Origin of the sequence: Kribbella lupini (assembly GCF_039529595.1) — a bacterium.
GTDB lineage: Bacteria > Actinomycetota > Actinomycetes > Propionibacteriales > Kribbellaceae > Kribbella > Kribbella lupini.
On record NZ_BAAANC010000004.1, the window covers coordinates 390,727 to 406,791 of the forward strand.

A 16,065-nucleotide genomic window follows, 5' to 3' on the forward strand; every position below is an offset into this window, starting at 1 on the left:
TCAGCTCTTCCTGCGCGAGCCCGAGCGACGCTCGGACGGACGGGTGACGGGCTCCCCCGCCTCCACCATGGTGTCACGCCGGTCCGCGCCGAACCGGGCCAGTGCGTCGGCCAGCTCCTCGGCGGACGGCGACTCGGCCATCGCGTCGACGCGCAGGCCGTGCTCCTCGGCGGTCTTCAGGGTCGCCGGACCGATCACCGCGATCACCGTCGACGCGTGCGGCTTGCCGGCGATGCCGACCAGGTTCCGCACGGTCGAGGACGAGGTGAACACGACCGCGTCGAACTTGCCCGACTTGATCGCCTCGCGGGTCGGCGCGGGCGGCGGGGCGGCCCGGACGGTCCGGTACGCCGTGACGTCGTCGACCTCCCAGCCCAGGTCGGTCAGCCCCGCGACCAAGGTCTCGGTGGCGATGTCCGCGCGCGGCAGGAAGACCCGGTTGATCGGGTCCAGCACCTCGTCGAACGGCGGCCAGTCCTCGACCAGCCCGGCGGCCGACTGCTCGCCCGAGGGCAGCAGGTCGGGGCGGATGCCCCAGGCGGCGATCGCCTCGGCGGTCTTCTCGCCGACCGCGGCGATCTTCAGCCCGGAGAACGCCCGTGCGTCCAGCCCGTACTCGTCGAACTTCTCGCGCACGGCCTTGACCGCGTTGACCGAGGTGAACGCGACCCACTCGTACCGGCCTTCGACCAGCCCGCGGATCGCCTTGTCCATCTGCTGCGGGTTGCGCGGCGGCTCGACCGAGATGGTCGGGACCTCTTCCGGCATCGCGCCGTACCGGCGCAGGCGGTCCATCAGCGGCCCGGCCTGGTCCTTGGTGCGCGGCACCAGGATCCGCCAGCCGAACAGCGGCTTGGTCTCGAACCAGCTGAGCGCCTCGCGCTGCTCGACCACGGAGCCGACCACGATCACGGCCTCGCCGACGACCTTGGCGGACCGCAGGTCGGCGACGATCGTGCCGAGCGTGCCGACCACGCTGGTCTGGGCGGTGGTGGTGCCACCGACGGTCGCGCAGACCGGCGTACCGGCGTCGAAGCCGGCCTCGACCAGCGCGGCGGTGACGTCCTTGAGGATCTCGACCGCGTTCAGCAGGACCAGCGTCTGCTTCGGGTGCAGGCGGGTGAAGTCGAGCTTGGCCTCGGCCAGGTCGAGGACCGTGACCTCGCGCTCGCTCTTCACGGTCAGCGGGATGCCCGCGTACGCCGGTACGGCGCTGACCTCGCTGACGCCCGGGACGACGTTGAAGCTGATCCCCGCCTTGCGGCAGGCGGCGGCCTCCTCGGCGCCGCTGGAGAAGGTGAACGGGTCACCGGTCAGCAGGCGGACCACGTTCGACGCGGTCTTGGCGGTCTTCACCACCAGCCGCGCGCGGGCCGCGACCCGCAGCGCCCGGCTGCCCTCGGCGCCGGAGCCGTCGATCACCTCGACGCCGGGCCGGCAGTAGGCCAGGAAGGCGTCGTGCTCGGGGCCCTCGACCACCACGGCGTCGGCGTTCGCCAGGACGTCGCGCCCGGCGATCGTCAGCAGCGCCGGATCACCCGGACCGACCCCGACGAAGGTGACGTGCCCGAGCGGTCTGGTCTGCTTGGCTGTGCTGCCTGCCGCCGCGGCCTTGGCCGGCACCTTCTGCGGAGTCTGGGTGGCCGCTGCTGTCTTCGCGCTGCTCACGTCTGCCGTCGCCTTCGCCCTTGTCTTGCTCGTCTTTTCCGTCGTCGTGCCCCGTGCCGGTGTCATGTCTGCTCCAGCAACTCGTGCGCCAGCGCCCGTCCGACCGCCGCTGGATCGTCGACCGATCCGTTGGCGGACAGCCGGCGAACTCCGCCGCCGTCCTCACCGAGTGCTCCCCGCAGCCACAGCTCCGGGCCGTCCTCACCCTCGACCACCTCGGCCAGCGCCCCGACCGGCGCGGTGCACCCGGCCTCGAGCGTCGCCAGCAACTGCCGCTCGGCGGTCACCGCGATCCGGGTGGACGGGTCGTCGAGCGGCGCCAGCGCGGCCAGTACGACGGTGTCGTCGCTGCGGCACTCGATGCCCAGGGCACCTTGTCCCGGAGCCGGCAGCACCTGGATCGGGTCGAGCGTCTCGGTGATCTCGGCGAGCCGGCCCAACCGGGCCAACCCTGCCCTCGCCAGCACCACCGCGTCCACTTTGCCGTCGGCCACCATCCCGATCCGGGTGTCCACGTTGCCGCGGATGCCGGTCAGTTCGACGCCGAGCCCGAGCGCCTCGATCTGCGCGACCCGGCGCGGGGACCCGGTCCCGATCAGGGCACCGGTCTGCAGCTCGCCGAGCGTCAGCCCGTCGCGGGCGACCAGGACGTCGCGCGGGTCCTCGCGGACCGGGATCGCGCCGAGGGTCAGGCCCTCGACCGGCGCGGTCGGCAGGTCCTTCAGGGAGTGCACGGCGATGTCGATCTCGTGCGCCACCAGCGCGTCGCGCAGCGCGCTGACGAAGACGCCGGTGCCGCCGATCTGCTCCAGCGGCGCCCGGTTCGTGTCGCCGGTGGTGACGATCGGGACCAGCTCGACCTCGTGCCCCAGCGCCCGCAGCGCCTCGGCGACGGTGGTGGCCTGCGCGGTCGCGAGAGCCGACCGGCGGGTACCGAGCTTGATCATGCGGACTCACCTCCGGTGGTGGTCTTGGGGGCGGTGACCGCGTCGACGGTCGCCGGGTCGAGCGCGAACAGCTCGCGCAGCGCGTCGGCGTAGGTCGGGCCGCCGGGATCGGCGGCCAGTTCCTTCACGCGGACGGTGGGGGTGTGCAGAACCTTGTCGACGACGCGCCGGATGGTCCGGGCGACCTCGTGGCGCTGGTGCTCGTCCAGGCCGGGCAGGCGGCGGTCGAGGCGGGCCAGCTCGGAGTCGACGAGCTCGGAGGCCATCGCCCGCAGCGCGACGACGGTCGGCGCGACCGAGGCCGCGCGCCGGGTCGCCTCGAAGGCGCCGGTCTCCTCGCTGACGATCCGGCGGACCTCGTCGATGTCGTGCTCGCTGCCGCCCGCCGTACCGGCCAGGTCGGCCAGGGTGACGAGCGTGACGCCGGGGATCCGTGCAGCGCCGGGCTCGACGTCGCGCGGCAGGGCCACGTCCAGTACGCCGAACGGGCGCCCGTCGGTCGCGGTGCGGATCATTTCCTCGGTCAGCACGGTGCCGCGGGCGCCGGTGCAGCTGACCACCAGGTCGGCCTCGGCGAGCGCGTCCGGTACGCCGGCCAGCGGGATCGCCGTACCGCCGATCCGCTCGGCCAGCGCGACCGCGCGGTCGTGGTTGCGGTTCGCGATCGTGACGCTCGCGGCACCGCCGTTGATCAGGGTCTGAGCGGCCAGCGAGGCCATCGAGCCGGCCCCGACGATCAGCGCGCGGCGGCCCTCGAAGCCGCCGACGGCGTCCAGCCCGGCGGTGACCACCGAGCGGCCGGCCGAGTCGATGCCGGTCTCGGTGCGGGCCCGCTTGCCGGTCCGCAACGCGTGCTGGAACAGGGCGTTCAGGCCGCTGCCGATCGTCTCCAGGTCCTGGCCGACGCGCAGCGAGTCCTTCACCTGGCCGAGGATCTGGCTCTCGCCGACGACCATCGAGTCCAGCCCGACCGACACCTGGAACAGGTGCGCGACGGCGCCTTCCTCGAAGTGCACGTACAGGTGCTCGGCCAGGTCCAGCAGCGGTACGCCGGTGATGTCGGACAGGATCGCGGTGACCTCGTCCATGCCCGCGTGGAAGCGGTCGACGTTGGCGTAGACCTCCGTGCGGTTGCAGGTCGCCAGGACGGCGGACTCGCTGACCGCGGGACTGTGCTGGACGGCGATCGCCAGCTTGGTCGCCGCGTCCGCGTCCAGCGCGACCCGCTCCAGAACCGAGATGTCCCCGCTGCGATGCGAGATGCCGACGACCAGGTAGCTCATGCGCCCACACCCCCGTTGACGCTGGGCAGATCGGGCAGGCCGTTGATCGCTGGTAGCTCGGGCACCTCGGGGAGCGCCGCCTCTCCGGACTTTCGTTGTTCGTGGTACGCCAGGATCTGCAACTCGATCGAGAGGTCCACCTTGCGGATGTCGACGCCGTCGGGCACGGACAGCACCACCGGCGCGAAGTTGAGGATGCTGGTCACCCCGGCGGCGACCAGCCGGTCGCAGACTTCCTGGGCGGGACCGGCGGGAGTGGTGATGACACCGATCGAGACCCGGTCGGCGGCGACGATCTCCTCGAGCTCGGCGAAGTCGCGGACGACCATGTCGCCGATCCGCTCGCCGACCAGCTCGGGCGCCGCGTCCAGCAGGGCGACGATCCGGAAGCCACGGGTGCCGAAGCCGGAGTAGTTGGCCAGCGCGTGGCCCAGGTTTCCGATCCCGACGATGACCACGGCCCAGTCCTGGGTGACGCCGATCTCCCGGGCGATCTGGTAGCGCAGGTACTCCACGTCGTACCCGACCCCGCGGGTGCCGTAGGAGCCGAGGTAGGACAGGTCCTTGCGCAGCTTGGCCGAGTTGACGCCGGCCGCGGTCGCGAGATCCTCGCTCGACGCGGTGGCGATGCCACTGTCCGACAGCGCGGTCAGGGCCCGCAGGTACACCGGCAAGCGCGCGACAGTGGCCTCGGGAATGCCGCGTTCGGTTCGCGTCGGCGCGCCGGGGCGACGGCTGCGGGCAGGCGTCACAGTTCTCCTGGAAAGGTGGTTCGCGAGTCACTCGCCTCACGGCGGGCGACACCCCCACTCTAGGAGCTTGTGAACGTGAGAACAAAATCGGCGACGACACCCATGACGGACGTCACGTCGAAACTCACGCCGTTGTCAAGGCCTTCTTCAGCCTGACCGGGTCGACCCGCCAGAAGTCGTGCTGACGCCCGTCGACGAAGGTGACCGGGATCTGTTCGCCGTACTCGCGGAACAGCTCGGGGTCGGTGGTGATGTCGATCTCGGTCCAGCCGACGCCCAGCTCGGCACAGACCGCGGCGACGATCGCCTGGGCGTCCTCGCAGAGGTGGCAGCCCGGTTTCCCGTACAGGGTGACGCGCGGTTCGCTCACCGGTCCGCCTCCCGCAGCCGGCCCTTCGCGACCTTGCCGGTGACCGAGTGCGGCAGGTGGTCGACCACCTCGACCTCGACCGGCAGCTTGAAGCGGGCCAGCCGCTGCCCGGCGTACTCGAGCACGTCGGCGACGTCCACCGACGCACCGGTGGCCGGTACGACGAACGCCTTGACCGCCTCGCCGGTGTCGTCGGACGGGACGCCGATCACCGCCGCCTCGCGGACGCCGGGGGCGCCGACCAGGACCTCCTCGACCTCGCTCGGGAACACGTTGAAGCCGCTCACGATGACGAGCTCGCGGAGCCGGTCCACCAGGTAGAGATCGCCGTCGGCGTCCAGGAAGCCGACGTCGCCGGTGCGGTACCAGCCGTCGGCGTCCGGGCCGCCGGCCCCGTCGGGCCAGTAGCCGGAGAACAGGTTCTTGCCGCGGATCAGGATCTCTCCCGGGTCGTCGCCCTCGACGTCCTCACCCTGCTCGTCGGCGATCCGCAGGTCCACGCCGGGCAGCGGGCGACCGACGGAGCCCGGCTTCGGGTTCTCCTCGCCCAGCGTCGTGGTGACCCCCGGGGACGCCTCGGTGAGGCCGTAGCCCTGGTGGACGAACAGGCCCGTCGCCTGCTCGAACCGGTCGGCCAGCGCGCGATCGAGGCTGGACGCGCCGGTCAGCACGACCTTCACTGAGGCGAGCCGCTCCCGGAGGTCGTCGCGGGCGAGCAGCGCGTGCAGGGCCGGCGGCGCCAGCGGGAGCCGCGTCACGGCGTACGAGCTGATCAGGTCGACCGTGCCGGTCGAGTCGAACCGCTGGTCGATGACGAGCGCGGCGCCTGTCGCGACCGCCCAGCCGAGGACGGCGTTCAGGCCGAACGCGTGGAACATCGGGAGCACGCCGAGCACGAGGTCCTCGGGGCCCATCCGGTCCTCGCCGAGGCCGGCCAGGTTCTCGACGTTGGCGGCCAGCGCGCGGTGGGTCAGCATCGCGGCGCGCGGGTCGCCGCTGGTGCCGGACGTGTAGAGCAGGACCGCGAGACTCTCCGGGTCGGTCTGCGGCGACAACGGAGCGTGACCGTCGAGCTCGCCGGCCCGGACCACTTTGACGCCCTCGGCCTTGTCCGCGAGGCCGCCGTCGGCGACCACCAGACGGGCGCCGGAGTGCTTCACCACGTTGCCGATCTCGGTCTTCGTCAGGCCCGTGTTCAGCGGTACGGCGACGAGGCCGGCGCGCAGACATCCCAAGTACGCCGTGACGAACTCGATGCTGTTGGCCATCAGCAGGACGACCCGGTACCCGGGCACGAGCCCCGCACCGGCGTACCCCTGGGCGGTCCGCTCGACGGCCTCGTCGAGCTCGCTCCAGGTCAGTCGCCGGTCACCGTCGACCAGCGCGAGACGCTCCCCATGACGTCGCGCTGTGTCACGAAGAACATCCGCGAAGTTGAAGTTCACCAGGCGAGTCTGTCATGTTCCCGTTAAGGTGCTCAGAGTGACTCGGGACCTACGCGCCAGGTCCGTGCTGGCCGGTGAGGCGAGCGCGGCCGCGGCCGAACTGGAAGCCGCGTTGGCGACCCCCTCGGTGAGCCACGCCGCCGCCTTCTTCGACGTCGACAACACGCTGCTGCAGGGCGCGTCGGTGTACCACCTGGCCCGTGGTCTGTACCGGCGCCGGTTCTTCACCTTCGCCGAGATCGCCGCCAAGGGCTGGCAGCAGCTGGCCTTCCGGCTGCGCGGCGAGACGCCGGACTCGGTCGCCAAAGCCCGCGCGTCGGCGCTGTCGTTCATCGCCGGCCACCGCGTCTCGGAGGTCGAGATCCTGGTCGAGGAGATCTTCGACGAGCTGATGGCCGACAGGATCTGGCCGGGCACGAAGGCGCTCGCGCAGCAGCACCTGGACGCCGGCGAACGGGTCTGGCTGGTCACCGCCGCCCCGGTCGAGGTGGCCCGCGTGCTGGCCCGGCGGCTCGGTCTGACCGGCGCGCTGGGCACGGTTGCAGCCCAGAGTGACGGGGTCTATACAGGTGTACTTGTGGGCGATATTCTGCACGGCCCGGCCAAGGCGGAAGCCGTCCGGGCGCTGGCCAAGCACGAGGAGCTGGACCTGACCGCGTGCTCGGCGTACTCGGACTCGGTGAACGACTTGCCGATGCTGGAAATGGTGGGGAATCCGTGGGCGATCAATCCTGACAGCAGGCTGCGGCGGCATGCCCGGACGGCCGGCTGGCAGGTCCGGGACTACCGGACCGGACGGAGGGCGACGCGCCTTCTCCTGTTGACAGCGGGTGCTTCAGGCGTAACGCTCGGTGCTGTCTCAGCCGCTGTGGCCATCCAACGATGTCTCAGTCGGGGATGTGCAAGTCGTAGACGTGTCAGTTGAAACGGGGAGAGATCTTGACGACGCCGGAGCCGAGCCCGGACGGGATGAGACGTGCAGAACTCGTCGATCGCGCCCAGGCTGGAGACGTCGGTGCATTCGGTGAGCTGTACGACGAGTACTCGCTCACCGTCTATCGCTACATCTACGCGCGGGTGTCGTCCTCGGCCCTGGCCGAGGACCTGACCAGCGAGACGTTCGTCCGGGCGCTGCGCGCGCTGGACTCGTTCCGCTGGCAGGGCCGGGACTTCGGTGCCTGGCTGGTGACGATCGCCCGCAACCTGATCACCGATCACTACAAGTCGGGCCGGGTCCGTCTCGAGGTGGTCACCGACGAGATCGAGACGCACGACCGGCAGACCGAGGGGCCGGAGGTCGACGTCCTGGCCGCCGCGACCGCCGAGGTCCTGCGGGACGCCGTCGCGGCCCTGCCGGACGAGCAGCGCGACTGCCTGACCATGCGATTCTTCGCCGGTCTGTCGATCGCCGAGACGGCCAAGGCGCTGGAGAAGTCCGAAGGCGCGGTCAAGCAACTGCAGTTGAGGGCCGTCAGGCACTTGGCGAAGGTAATCCCCAAGGACTTGAGGTGAGACGGGTGACAACGAATGTCTTCCGTAACCAGTCAGCGACTTTCCTCGTTCTTCCTCATGAGGACCCGTCGGTGACCCCGGCGGACCATTGAGGAGAACGAACATCATGAGTGACCTAACCAGGGCTCGAGCGCGCGCGGATGCATTCGCGCACGCCGTCGATCACGGGCCCCGTCACTCTTCGCGACTGAGCGATGACCCTGAGTTGCTGGAAGCTGTCGAACTGGCCGGGCGGCTGAGGACCGCCGGGGCAGTCGCACCGCGACCGGAGTTCAGCGCCGAACTGAGGCACCGTCTGCTGGAGCAGGCGGCCGCCCGGGCGGCAACGACCCCGACCGTGGTGCACAGCTCGCCGGACAGCGAGGAGGACTTGCCGCCCCGCGAGGACGACGAGGCGTCCGTGACACCGATCCGTCATCGCCCCGGCCGGAGGATCCGGCTGGTGGCGAGCACCGCCGCGCTCGTGCTGCTCGGAGGTGGCATCGGTTCCGCTGCCGCCGCCCAGCAGGCGATGCCCGGCGACACGCTGTACGGGATGAAGCGCAGCATCGAGAACGTCTCGACCAACGTCAGCGTGGGGGACGACTCCCGCGGCCGGCGTGACCTCGAGCACGCGATGACCAGGCTGTCCGAGGTGGACGCGCTGGTGTCGAACGGCGGCGACACGGCTGCCATCGACAGCACGCTCGGCCTGTTCTCGGAGCAGGCCCGCAAGGGCGTGTCCCGGCTCGTCGCGTCGTACCAGCAGGACGACGACCCCAGCTCGATCCAGGCGATCACGACGTTCATCACCAGCGCCCGCCAGGCCATGGGTGAGCTCGCACCGAAGTTGCCCCCGGATTCGCTGAAGGCCGCTGTCGAGGCGGTCACGACGATCGACGAACTGACCCGGCACACCAAGCTGGCCTGCCCCAAGTGCGACCAGCCGAAGCCGGCGAAGAACGCGATCCAGCCGAGCACCGAGCAGCAGCCCGGTCAGCCGAACGACCCGAAGGACCCGATCGCGTCGGATCCGACGACGGTGCCGTCGGCGAAGCCGAGCGCCAAGCCGAGCACGGCGCCGACCGAGGTGCCGGACACCACCAAGGTGGAGGAGCGGAACACGACGCAGCCGACCAAGCTGCTCACCCCGCCCGGCAGCCAGCCGACCGGGAACCCGACGACGACACCGTCGGGAACCCCGCTCCCCTCCCTACCCACCGCCGGAACGCCGAGCTGGCCCTGGCCGTTCCCCTCCCTGAGCCTGCCGCTGCCGACGATCAACCTGCCCGGCGTGATCGAGACTCTGCTACCTCCCTGGAAGTAGCACCTTTCACTACCTGAAGAGCCCCGGTCGACAGCTGTCGACCGGGGCTCTTCGCACGCCCAGGGCGATCGCAGGCGCGTCGCTCCCGTCCCGCAGCTGCGACCTCGGACAGGAAATCGGGACCTTGAACACGTCGTGCCATGTCCCAGGTCCCGGTTTGGTGTTCACGGTCCCGCAGCTAGTCCACGGTCCACGCCTCGTTCGCTGCCTTGTTCAGGGTCCCGACACGTCAGAGGAGAGCGTCGAGCCAGGCGGCCTGGTGGGACTCGATGTACTCCGCGGCGGGACCCCAGTGGTTGGCGTGGCCTTCGGCGTGGAGGCGGGCCCAGGGTTGTTCGCCGGTCCGGGCGCCGCGGACGAGCAGGTCGAACATGCCTCGGGTGTGCGCAGCGATCAGCCCGGGGAACTCTCGCCGCTCGCCGTCGTCCAGGCCGTAGCCGTCGACCAGGGCCCGGAGGCGCGGCGCAGCCTCGGCCACCAGACCGCCGGCCTGCAGTGGCACGAAGCTCTGGGCCGCGTAGGCGAGGTCCCAGGAGCGTGAGGCCGGTCCGGCGCCGTCCCAGTCGATGAAGACCCACCGGGCGCCGTCGACCACGAGGTTCCACGGCGCCAGATCGTTGTGGCAGATCAGGCGTCCATCGGTCGGGTCCGGGATCGGCATGTCCCACTGCGCGTCGACAGGCGGGGAGAAGTCTTCCATCGCGTCGTGCAGCGCGCGGATCAACCGTCCGAGGCGGCGCAACTCGTCCGGGGTGAACGCCGGGAGCTCCATGGCGGTGGTGCCCGGCACGAACTCGAGGACCTGCCTGCCCTTGTCGTCGCGGCCCAGGGTGCGCGGTGCACCCTCGAATCCCCTCTGGTGCAAGTGGTCGAGGACGGCCTCGACACCGGGAGTGGCGGCGGTGACCGGCTTGCGGACGGTCGTACCGACTCGGACCACCGCATCGGCGACGTTGCCGCCGGTCAACAGCCCCTCGCGTGGTGGGGACTCTTCCTCGACCGCACTCATCGGGCGATCAGAAGAAGACGCTGCGGCGTTGCATGAGCAGGGCGTACAGGGTCTGCTGGATGGTTTCGCGGACCTGGTCGGTGACGTTGAAGACCAGCATCGGGTCGTCGGCGGCGCCCTCGGGGAAGTCGTCGGTGCGGATCGGTTCGCCGAACTCGATCAGCCACTTCGACGGCAGCGGGACCATGCCGAGCGGTCCGAGCAGCGGGAAGAACGGCGTCACCGGGATGTAGGGAACGCCGAGCAGCCGCGCCAGCGAGGCGATGTTGCCGACCAGCGGATAGATCTCCTCGGCGCCGACGATCGAGCACGGAACGATCGGTACGCCGGTGCGCATGGCCGCGCTGACGAAGCCGCCGCGCCCGAACCGCTGCAGCTTGTACCGCTCGCTGAACGGCTTGCCGAGGCCCTTGAACCCCTCCGGCCAAACGCCGACCAGGTTGCCCGCGCGGAGCAGCCGCTCGGCGTCGTCGTTGCTGGCCAGCGTGGCACCGGCCTTCCGCGACAGCTCGCCGACGAACGGCGTACGGAACACCAGGTCCGCGGCGAGCGTGCGCAGCGGGCGGTTGGTGTGGTCGGCGACGATCAGCTGGGTGATCAGGCCGTCGAGCGGCATCGTGCCGGAGTGGTTCGCGACGATCAGCGCGCTGCCGGTGTCCGGGATGTTCTCGATCCCGCGCACCTCGACCCGGAACCACTTCTCCGCCAGCGGCCGCAGCGCCGACAGCAGCACCTGGTCGGTGAGTTCGGCGTCGTACCCGAACTCGTCCACCTCGTACTGCCCGGTCAGCCGCCGGCGCAGGAACGCCAGCCACTCCGCGACCTTCTGCTCCCCCGCGGCCCCGAACAGGTCCCGCACCATCCGCTCGAACGCCACGAAGTCGGGGGCACCGGCGTCGGCCGGGCTCGCCTGCTCGCCCACGCCCCACGGCTCGCCCGCGATCGGGCCGCCGGGAGCTGCCGGCGTCTCGGCCTGCTCAGGGTCGGAAGCTCGGTCCGGCGAGGCCTTCTTGTTCTTCCCCGCCAGCGATCGCGCGGCCGCCGACGGCGTCGTCCGCCGGGCGCTCCCGCGACCGGGCCGGCCGCCGGAGCCGATCGGGATGATGTCGGCGTCAGCCACGCAGCGCTCCCAGCCCGGCGGTCAGCAGTTTCGAGGCCGCGGTCATCGCGCCGGTCCCGATCGAGGCGCGGAAGTCGTCGAAGGCCTCGGCGGTCGTGTACCTCGGCTCGAAGGCGAACTCGGTCCGCATCCGGGTCGTGTCGACCGCGCGGCCGTAGGTGAGGAAGGTGATCTGGTCCGGCGAGAAGTCGGCCAGCCGCGCACGCCGTACGACGGCCGCCGTGCTCGACGCGGTGAAGGAGGGCAGTCGGACGACCGGCCGGCCGAGCCGGCGGATCGCCTGGGACAGCACGAGGACACCGTCGCCGGCCAGGTTGAACGTGCCCGGGAGGTCCTCGACGGTGGCGTGGTGGATCGCCTCGACGCCGTCGCTCTCGTGCAGGAACTGCAGGCGGGCGTCGTACCCGAAGACGGTCGGGACCACCGGCATCGCGAAGTAGCGGGTGATCGGCGAGTCGGTCTGCGGACCGATCCAGTTGGCCATCCGCAGGGTGCTGACCGTCACGTCGGGGCGGCGCCGGGCGAAGCCTCGGACGTAGCCCTCGACCTCGACGGCGTCCTTGCTCAGCCCGGTGTGGTGGATCGCCCGCGGCGCCATCTCCTCGGTGAACATCGCGGGGTCACGCGGACCTGCGCCGTACACCGTGGTCGACGACTTGACCACCAGCTTGCGCAGGCCGGGTGCCTTCTGACACGCGGCGAGCAGCTGCATGGTGCCGATGACGTTGATCTCCTTCATCGACGACCGGCCACCGGCACTTCCAGGGGTCGCCACCACGCCCGTGTGGACGACAGTGTCGACGTCCTCACCGGCGATGACCTTGGCGATCACGGGGTTGCGAATGTCGGCCCGGACGAACCGGACCCGGCCGAGCTCGGCCCGCGGCGGGACCACGTCGATCCCGATCACGGTCCCGATGGACGGGTCCGCGGCCAGTCGCCGCGCACACCGAGCGCCGGCGTCCCGTGAGACGCCGGTGACCATCACTACCTGTGCCACGAGTGACCCCCAGCCAGACAGCAACCCCGCACAACGCCGCTCTGGTGACCAGAGCGGCTGGAACTGCTTACTTGCCGAGCTTGCGGCGCTGCACCCGCGTCTTCTTGAGCAGCTTGCGGTGCTTCTTCTTCGCCATACGCTTACGGCGCTTCTTGATTACCGAACCCACAGTTGGACCTTCCAAACTTAAAGAGAGCGTCGGCAAAGCCTACCTGCAAGTCAGCCGGTCACCTAAGTGAGGTGCCCGGGAGTGGGTAGGAAGGAGTCATGAGAGCTCGTTACAACGGAGTCGCCGACTGGTACGCCGCCCGCAGCACGAACTGGGCCGAGGACAACAGGGAGGACCTGCTCGCGCTGCTCGGGCCGGGGGAAGGCCGGCTGTGCCTGGATCTCGGGTGCGGGACGGGGAACTACTTCGCGATGATCAAGGAGACCGGGCGGCGGGTGTTCGGGCTGGACCGGTCGTCGGACCAGTTGCGGTTCGCGCGGACGAAGGGCGACGTACCGCTGGTCGAGAGCGACGCGGCGCGGCTGCCGTTCGCGGCGGAGAGTTTCGACGACGTACTTGCGCTGTGGATCTCGACCGATCTGGACGACTTCGCGGGGACGCTGCGAGAGATCAGGCGGGTACTGCGGCCGGACGGGCTGTTCTACTTCTACGGGGTTCACCCGTGCTTCAACGGTCCGCACGTCGAGTACCAGGAGGACGGCGGACGGTTGGCGCACCCGACGTACCGGCAGTCCGGCTGGCACCAGCCGTCGGCGTGGTGGGCCGGCGACGGGATCCGCGGGACGGTGGGGATGCGGCACACGCCGCTGGCCGAGTTCCTGAACGCGTTCTTCGCGGCGGGCTTCGTGCTCGAACACGCGGTCGAGCCGGGCGACGGGCCGGTGCCCGGTGCATTGGCCGTGCGGGCCCGGCTCAGCTCAGGTGTTCCCAGGTGAGGAGCTGCAGGTCACGGCCCTTCTCCATCAGCCTGGTCGGCGGGAGATCGGTGAGCGTGTAGCCGGTCCGCGTCGCGACCGACTGGCTCGCCTGGTTCTCGGGCTCGATCTCGAGGATCAGGCGGGGCAGACCGAGCTCGCCGTGGGCGTAGTCGGTCAGGAGGGTCAGGGCCCGTACGGCGAGGCCCTGGCCGCGGTGCGCCTGGCCGACGACGTACCCGAGGGAGCCGGTCTTCTCGTTCAACATCACCTCACCGAGCGGCTGCTCGCCGTCGGTTGTGATCGCGAGGTGGGTCCGGCCGTTGTCGGTGTGCGCGGCGTCGTAGTACGCCTCGGCCGCGGCCAGGTCGAACGGGGTGCGCAGCGGGGTCCAGTACGCGACCTCGGGGTTGTCGAACAGCTCCGACATCGCGGCGAGATCGCCGCGCTCCCACTCGCGGAGCACCAGCCCGTCCCCCGCGATCCGCACCCCAGGGCCGCCGTACCTGATCGTCATGCGGTTCAGTCTGCTGTACGACGGGCTCGGAGGCGATCCAGGATCGTTTGGATTGGACCGAGGGTGATCAGGCCGCTACCGGCTGTGTCTTCTGCGGCTGCCGGCGTGAGTGCTCGTTCGGCTCGCTGGGCGAGCTGTTTGTTGCCTTGGGCAAGTGCTGCTTCGGCGAGGAGAGTCCAGAGGAGTTCTTGCAGCAGGTCCTTCGGCGGGTCTGGGATCTGGTCGAGGGCTTCGCCGTCGCCGTCGAGCAGTGGGCGGATCCAGGGCTCGTACGGGCCGTAGTCCGCGTTCCTGTCCAGCGGTCGGCCTTCTCGAAGCCTGACCGTCAGGACGGCGAGTGCTTCCAGACCGTCTTGCAGGCCAGGCATTCCGGCGCCGTCGAGCAGCTTCGTGGCGTCTCGGTAGGCGGCTTCGCTGGGGGCACGCAGTACGGCGTACCAGCGGGTGAAGACGCTGACGAGCGGTGTCTCGTGCTTCGCCGCCAGCCGGTCGGCTGCCGCGGCGTGTTGGTCGGCGGTGTCGTAGTCGCTGAGTGCGCTGCAGGCCTGGATGCGGATCAGGTGGCCGAGAACCTCGTACGTCGTCAGTCCGTGCTTGGCCGCCAGGTCGATCAGTTCGACGCCGATCGCGTCTCGCTCGGGCGCGAGTCCGGTGCGGTAGGACGTCTGCAGGAACAGGCCGTTGAGCGCGAAGGCCAGTACGCCGGGATCGTCCAGGCGGCGGGCGATCGCGACGGCTTCCTCTGCTGCTCGGCGGGCGCGCGGGGATCCGCTGCCGCGGGACTCCATCGCGATGGTCGCGAGCAGCCGCGCTCGCAGCGGGGAGGTGCGCTGGTTGGTCGGGCTGTCTGCGTAGGGCGCGGCGGTCGCGCTGTTTGCATGCGACGCGTCGGGCGCGCTGTCTGACTGCGGCGCGTCGGCTTCGCTCTCCGCGAGGCGTTGGTCGAGCGCGGTCAGCGTGCGCTCCGCTGCGGCGACGACTGCGGCCGCTTGCTCCTCGTCGTCCGAGCGCGTCCAGATCGCCGGTACGTCGTACGCGCCGATCACGCGGGCCGTCAGCTCGGCATCACCAAGCTCCTCGGCCGCCGCGATCACCGCGACGCGCTGCTCCCGCGCCGCGACGAGCCCGCCGCCTCCGGTAATCGCCAAACTCCGCAACAACCCAACGGTCGGCTCCAGGCGGGCCCGCGCTCCGACGCCCTCGTCGTACGCCGCCACCGCGCGATCCCATACGGTCGACTCACCGGCCGCCGACTCGTGCGCTGACCCGGTCGTCGGCCCACTTGCTGCCCCAATTGCCGGCGCGGTTGCGGCTGAGTTCGCGAGGTGGTCGGCCTGGTGGAGGATGTCGGTTTCCAACTGCCGAAGCGCCGGGCTCGGATCCACACCCAGCTGATCGACCAGCAGCATGCGCGCCCGGCGCAGTACAGCGAGCGCGTCGCCCTGGCGGCCGGAGCGGTACAAAGCCAACGCCAGCAGACGCCAAGCGTCTTCCCGCCAAGGGTGTTCAGTGACGTGCGCATCCAACTCAGGCACCGCTTCCACCGCGCGCCCGGCACTCAGGCGAGCAGCCGCGAGCTGCTCAACGGCCTGCAGCCGCAGCTCCGTCAACCGAGACCGCTCCGCCCGAGCCCATGGCTCCTCCGCAAAGTCCGCGTACGCCGGGCCACGCCACAACCCCAGCGCCTCTGCAATCCCCAGCCCGTCGCCGGCCCAACCCGCAGGTCCAGCGGCCCGTCCACCGCCCTGAGCCGCAGGTCCAGCACCAACCCATCCACCGCCCCGAGCCGCACCTCCACCACCGACCACTCCACCACCCGCGACCGCACGTTCGAACCGCCACGCGTCCACCGCGTCCGGCGGAAGCCGCAGCGCGTACCCCGGCCCCTCGGTCACAAGCACCTGGGGCTTCGCCCGAGCCGCCCGCTCCGGCTCCAGCACCCGGCGAAGCGCCGCGACGAACGTCCGCACCGCACTCACCGCACCAGCCGGCGGCGCGACCCACAGGTCGTCCACCAGTACGTCGACCGGTACCACCCGCCCCCGCGCCACGATCAACCGCGCGAGCACCGCCCGATGCCGAGGACCCTTCAACGGCAGCAGTTCCCCGTCCTTGCCCCAAGCAACAACCGCCCCCAGCACCCCGAACACCGGCGAACCCTCCCCCGCACCCCCGGCCCGCGGTTCGTCACTCACCCCACCCACGCTAGCGC

The 16,065-nt window shown here is 70.7% G+C and carries 16 protein-coding genes; 4 read left to right on the top strand and 12 right to left on the bottom strand.

Features of this window, described 5'->3' with window-relative positions:
* The 6 genes from ABD235_RS34955 to ABD235_RS34980 all read right to left on the bottom strand — a co-directional run bounded on the left by ABD235_RS34955 (window position 1) and on the right by ABD235_RS34980 (window position 6,465).
* Complete coding sequence (locus tag ABD235_RS34955; protein WP_344182079.1) at window positions 1-1,734, bottom strand: bifunctional uroporphyrinogen-III C-methyltransferase/uroporphyrinogen-III synthase; 1,734 nt, start codon at window positions 1,732-1,734, stop codon at window positions 1-3.
* Window positions 1,731-2,615 (bottom strand): hydroxymethylbilane synthase, encoded by an 885-nt coding sequence (hemC, locus tag ABD235_RS34960; RefSeq protein WP_344182081.1) that lies wholly within the window; start codon window positions 2,613-2,615, stop codon window positions 1,731-1,733. The genes ABD235_RS34955 and hemC overlap by 4 nt, the downstream gene beginning before the upstream one ends.
* Window positions 2,612-3,898: a glutamyl-tRNA reductase gene (locus ABD235_RS34965; protein ID WP_344182083.1), complete on the bottom strand. Its 1,287-nt coding sequence runs from the start codon at window positions 3,896-3,898 to the stop codon at window positions 2,612-2,614. Before ABD235_RS34965 ends, hemC begins: the two co-directional genes overlap by 4 nt.
* Window positions 3,895-4,650: a redox-sensing transcriptional repressor Rex gene (locus ABD235_RS34970; RefSeq protein WP_344182085.1), complete on the bottom strand. Its 756-nt coding sequence runs from the start codon at window positions 4,648-4,650 to the stop codon at window positions 3,895-3,897. Before ABD235_RS34970 ends, ABD235_RS34965 begins: the two co-directional genes overlap by 4 nt.
* Before the next feature lie 124 nt (window positions 4,651-4,774).
* Entirely contained in the window at window positions 4,775-5,020 is a 246-nt protein-coding gene (locus ABD235_RS34975) for a glutaredoxin family protein (protein ID WP_344182087.1), read from the bottom strand.
* Window positions 5,017-6,465, bottom strand: a complete 1,449-nt coding sequence (locus tag ABD235_RS34980) for a class I adenylate-forming enzyme family protein (RefSeq protein WP_344182089.1) — start codon at window positions 6,463-6,465, stop codon at window positions 5,017-5,019. Before ABD235_RS34980 ends, ABD235_RS34975 begins: the two co-directional genes overlap by 4 nt.
* 37 nt (window positions 6,466-6,502) lie before the next feature.
* Between ABD235_RS34980 and ABD235_RS34985 the strand changes: the two genes are divergently transcribed.
* The 3 genes from ABD235_RS34985 to ABD235_RS34995 all read left to right on the top strand — a co-directional run bounded on the left by ABD235_RS34985 (window position 6,503) and on the right by ABD235_RS34995 (window position 9,283).
* Entirely contained in the window at window positions 6,503-7,390 is an 888-nt protein-coding gene (locus tag ABD235_RS34985) for an HAD family hydrolase (protein WP_344182091.1), read from the top strand.
* A 44-nt stretch (window positions 7,391-7,434) separates the two neighbouring features.
* Window positions 7,435-7,977 carry a sigma-70 family RNA polymerase sigma factor gene (locus tag ABD235_RS34990; RefSeq protein WP_041289570.1) on the top strand — a complete coding sequence of 181 codons (543 nt, stop codon included), beginning with the start codon at window positions 7,435-7,437 and terminating at the stop codon, window positions 7,975-7,977.
* A 205-nt stretch (window positions 7,978-8,182) separates the two neighbouring features.
* Window positions 8,183-9,283 carry a DUF5667 domain-containing protein gene (locus ABD235_RS34995; protein ID WP_344182093.1) on the top strand — a complete coding sequence of 367 codons (1,101 nt, stop codon included), beginning with the start codon at window positions 8,183-8,185 and terminating at the stop codon, window positions 9,281-9,283.
* Between the two features lie 229 nt (window positions 9,284-9,512).
* Here ABD235_RS34995 and ABD235_RS35000 read toward each other — a convergent pair whose 3' ends face one another.
* The 4 genes from ABD235_RS35000 to ABD235_RS35015 form a co-directional block, all read right to left on the bottom strand.
* The gene (locus tag ABD235_RS35000) at window positions 9,513-10,292 is read right to left on the bottom strand and encodes a phosphotransferase enzyme family protein (protein ID WP_344182095.1); all 780 of its coding nucleotides are present in this window, start codon (window positions 10,290-10,292) and stop codon (window positions 9,513-9,515) included.
* Window positions 10,293-10,299: 7 nt separating this feature from the next.
* The gene (locus ABD235_RS35005; protein ID WP_344182097.1) at window positions 10,300-11,412 is read right to left on the bottom strand and encodes a lysophospholipid acyltransferase family protein; all 1,113 of its coding nucleotides are present in this window, start codon (window positions 11,410-11,412) and stop codon (window positions 10,300-10,302) included.
* The gene (locus tag ABD235_RS35010) at window positions 11,405-12,397 is read right to left on the bottom strand and encodes an NAD-dependent epimerase/dehydratase family protein (RefSeq protein WP_425553221.1); all 993 of its coding nucleotides are present in this window, start codon (window positions 12,395-12,397) and stop codon (window positions 11,405-11,407) included. Before ABD235_RS35010 ends, ABD235_RS35005 begins: the two co-directional genes overlap by 8 nt.
* An 82-nt stretch (window positions 12,398-12,479) precedes the next feature.
* Window positions 12,480-12,581: a 30S ribosomal protein bS22 gene (locus tag ABD235_RS35015; RefSeq protein ID WP_008356322.1), complete on the bottom strand. Its 102-nt coding sequence runs from the start codon at window positions 12,579-12,581 to the stop codon at window positions 12,480-12,482.
* Between the two features lie 98 nt (window positions 12,582-12,679).
* Here ABD235_RS35015 and ABD235_RS35020 point away from each other — a divergent pair, with 98 nt between their 5' ends.
* On the top strand, window positions 12,680-13,357 hold the full coding sequence (locus tag ABD235_RS35020; RefSeq protein WP_344182101.1) for a class I SAM-dependent methyltransferase: 678 nt from the start codon (window positions 12,680-12,682) through the stop codon (window positions 13,355-13,357).
* Here ABD235_RS35020 and ABD235_RS35025 read toward each other — a convergent pair.
* Window positions 13,335-13,853 (bottom strand): GNAT family N-acetyltransferase, encoded by a 519-nt coding sequence (locus tag ABD235_RS35025; protein WP_344182103.1) that lies wholly within the window; start codon window positions 13,851-13,853, stop codon window positions 13,335-13,337. The two genes, ABD235_RS35020 and ABD235_RS35025, sit on opposite strands and share 23 nt — an antisense overlap.
* Before the next feature lie 5 nt (window positions 13,854-13,858).
* Window positions 13,859-16,048, bottom strand: a complete 2,190-nt coding sequence (locus tag ABD235_RS35030; RefSeq protein ID WP_344182105.1) for an AfsR/SARP family transcriptional regulator — start codon at window positions 16,046-16,048, stop codon at window positions 13,859-13,861.
* Window positions 16,049-16,065: the final 17 nt, after the last annotated feature.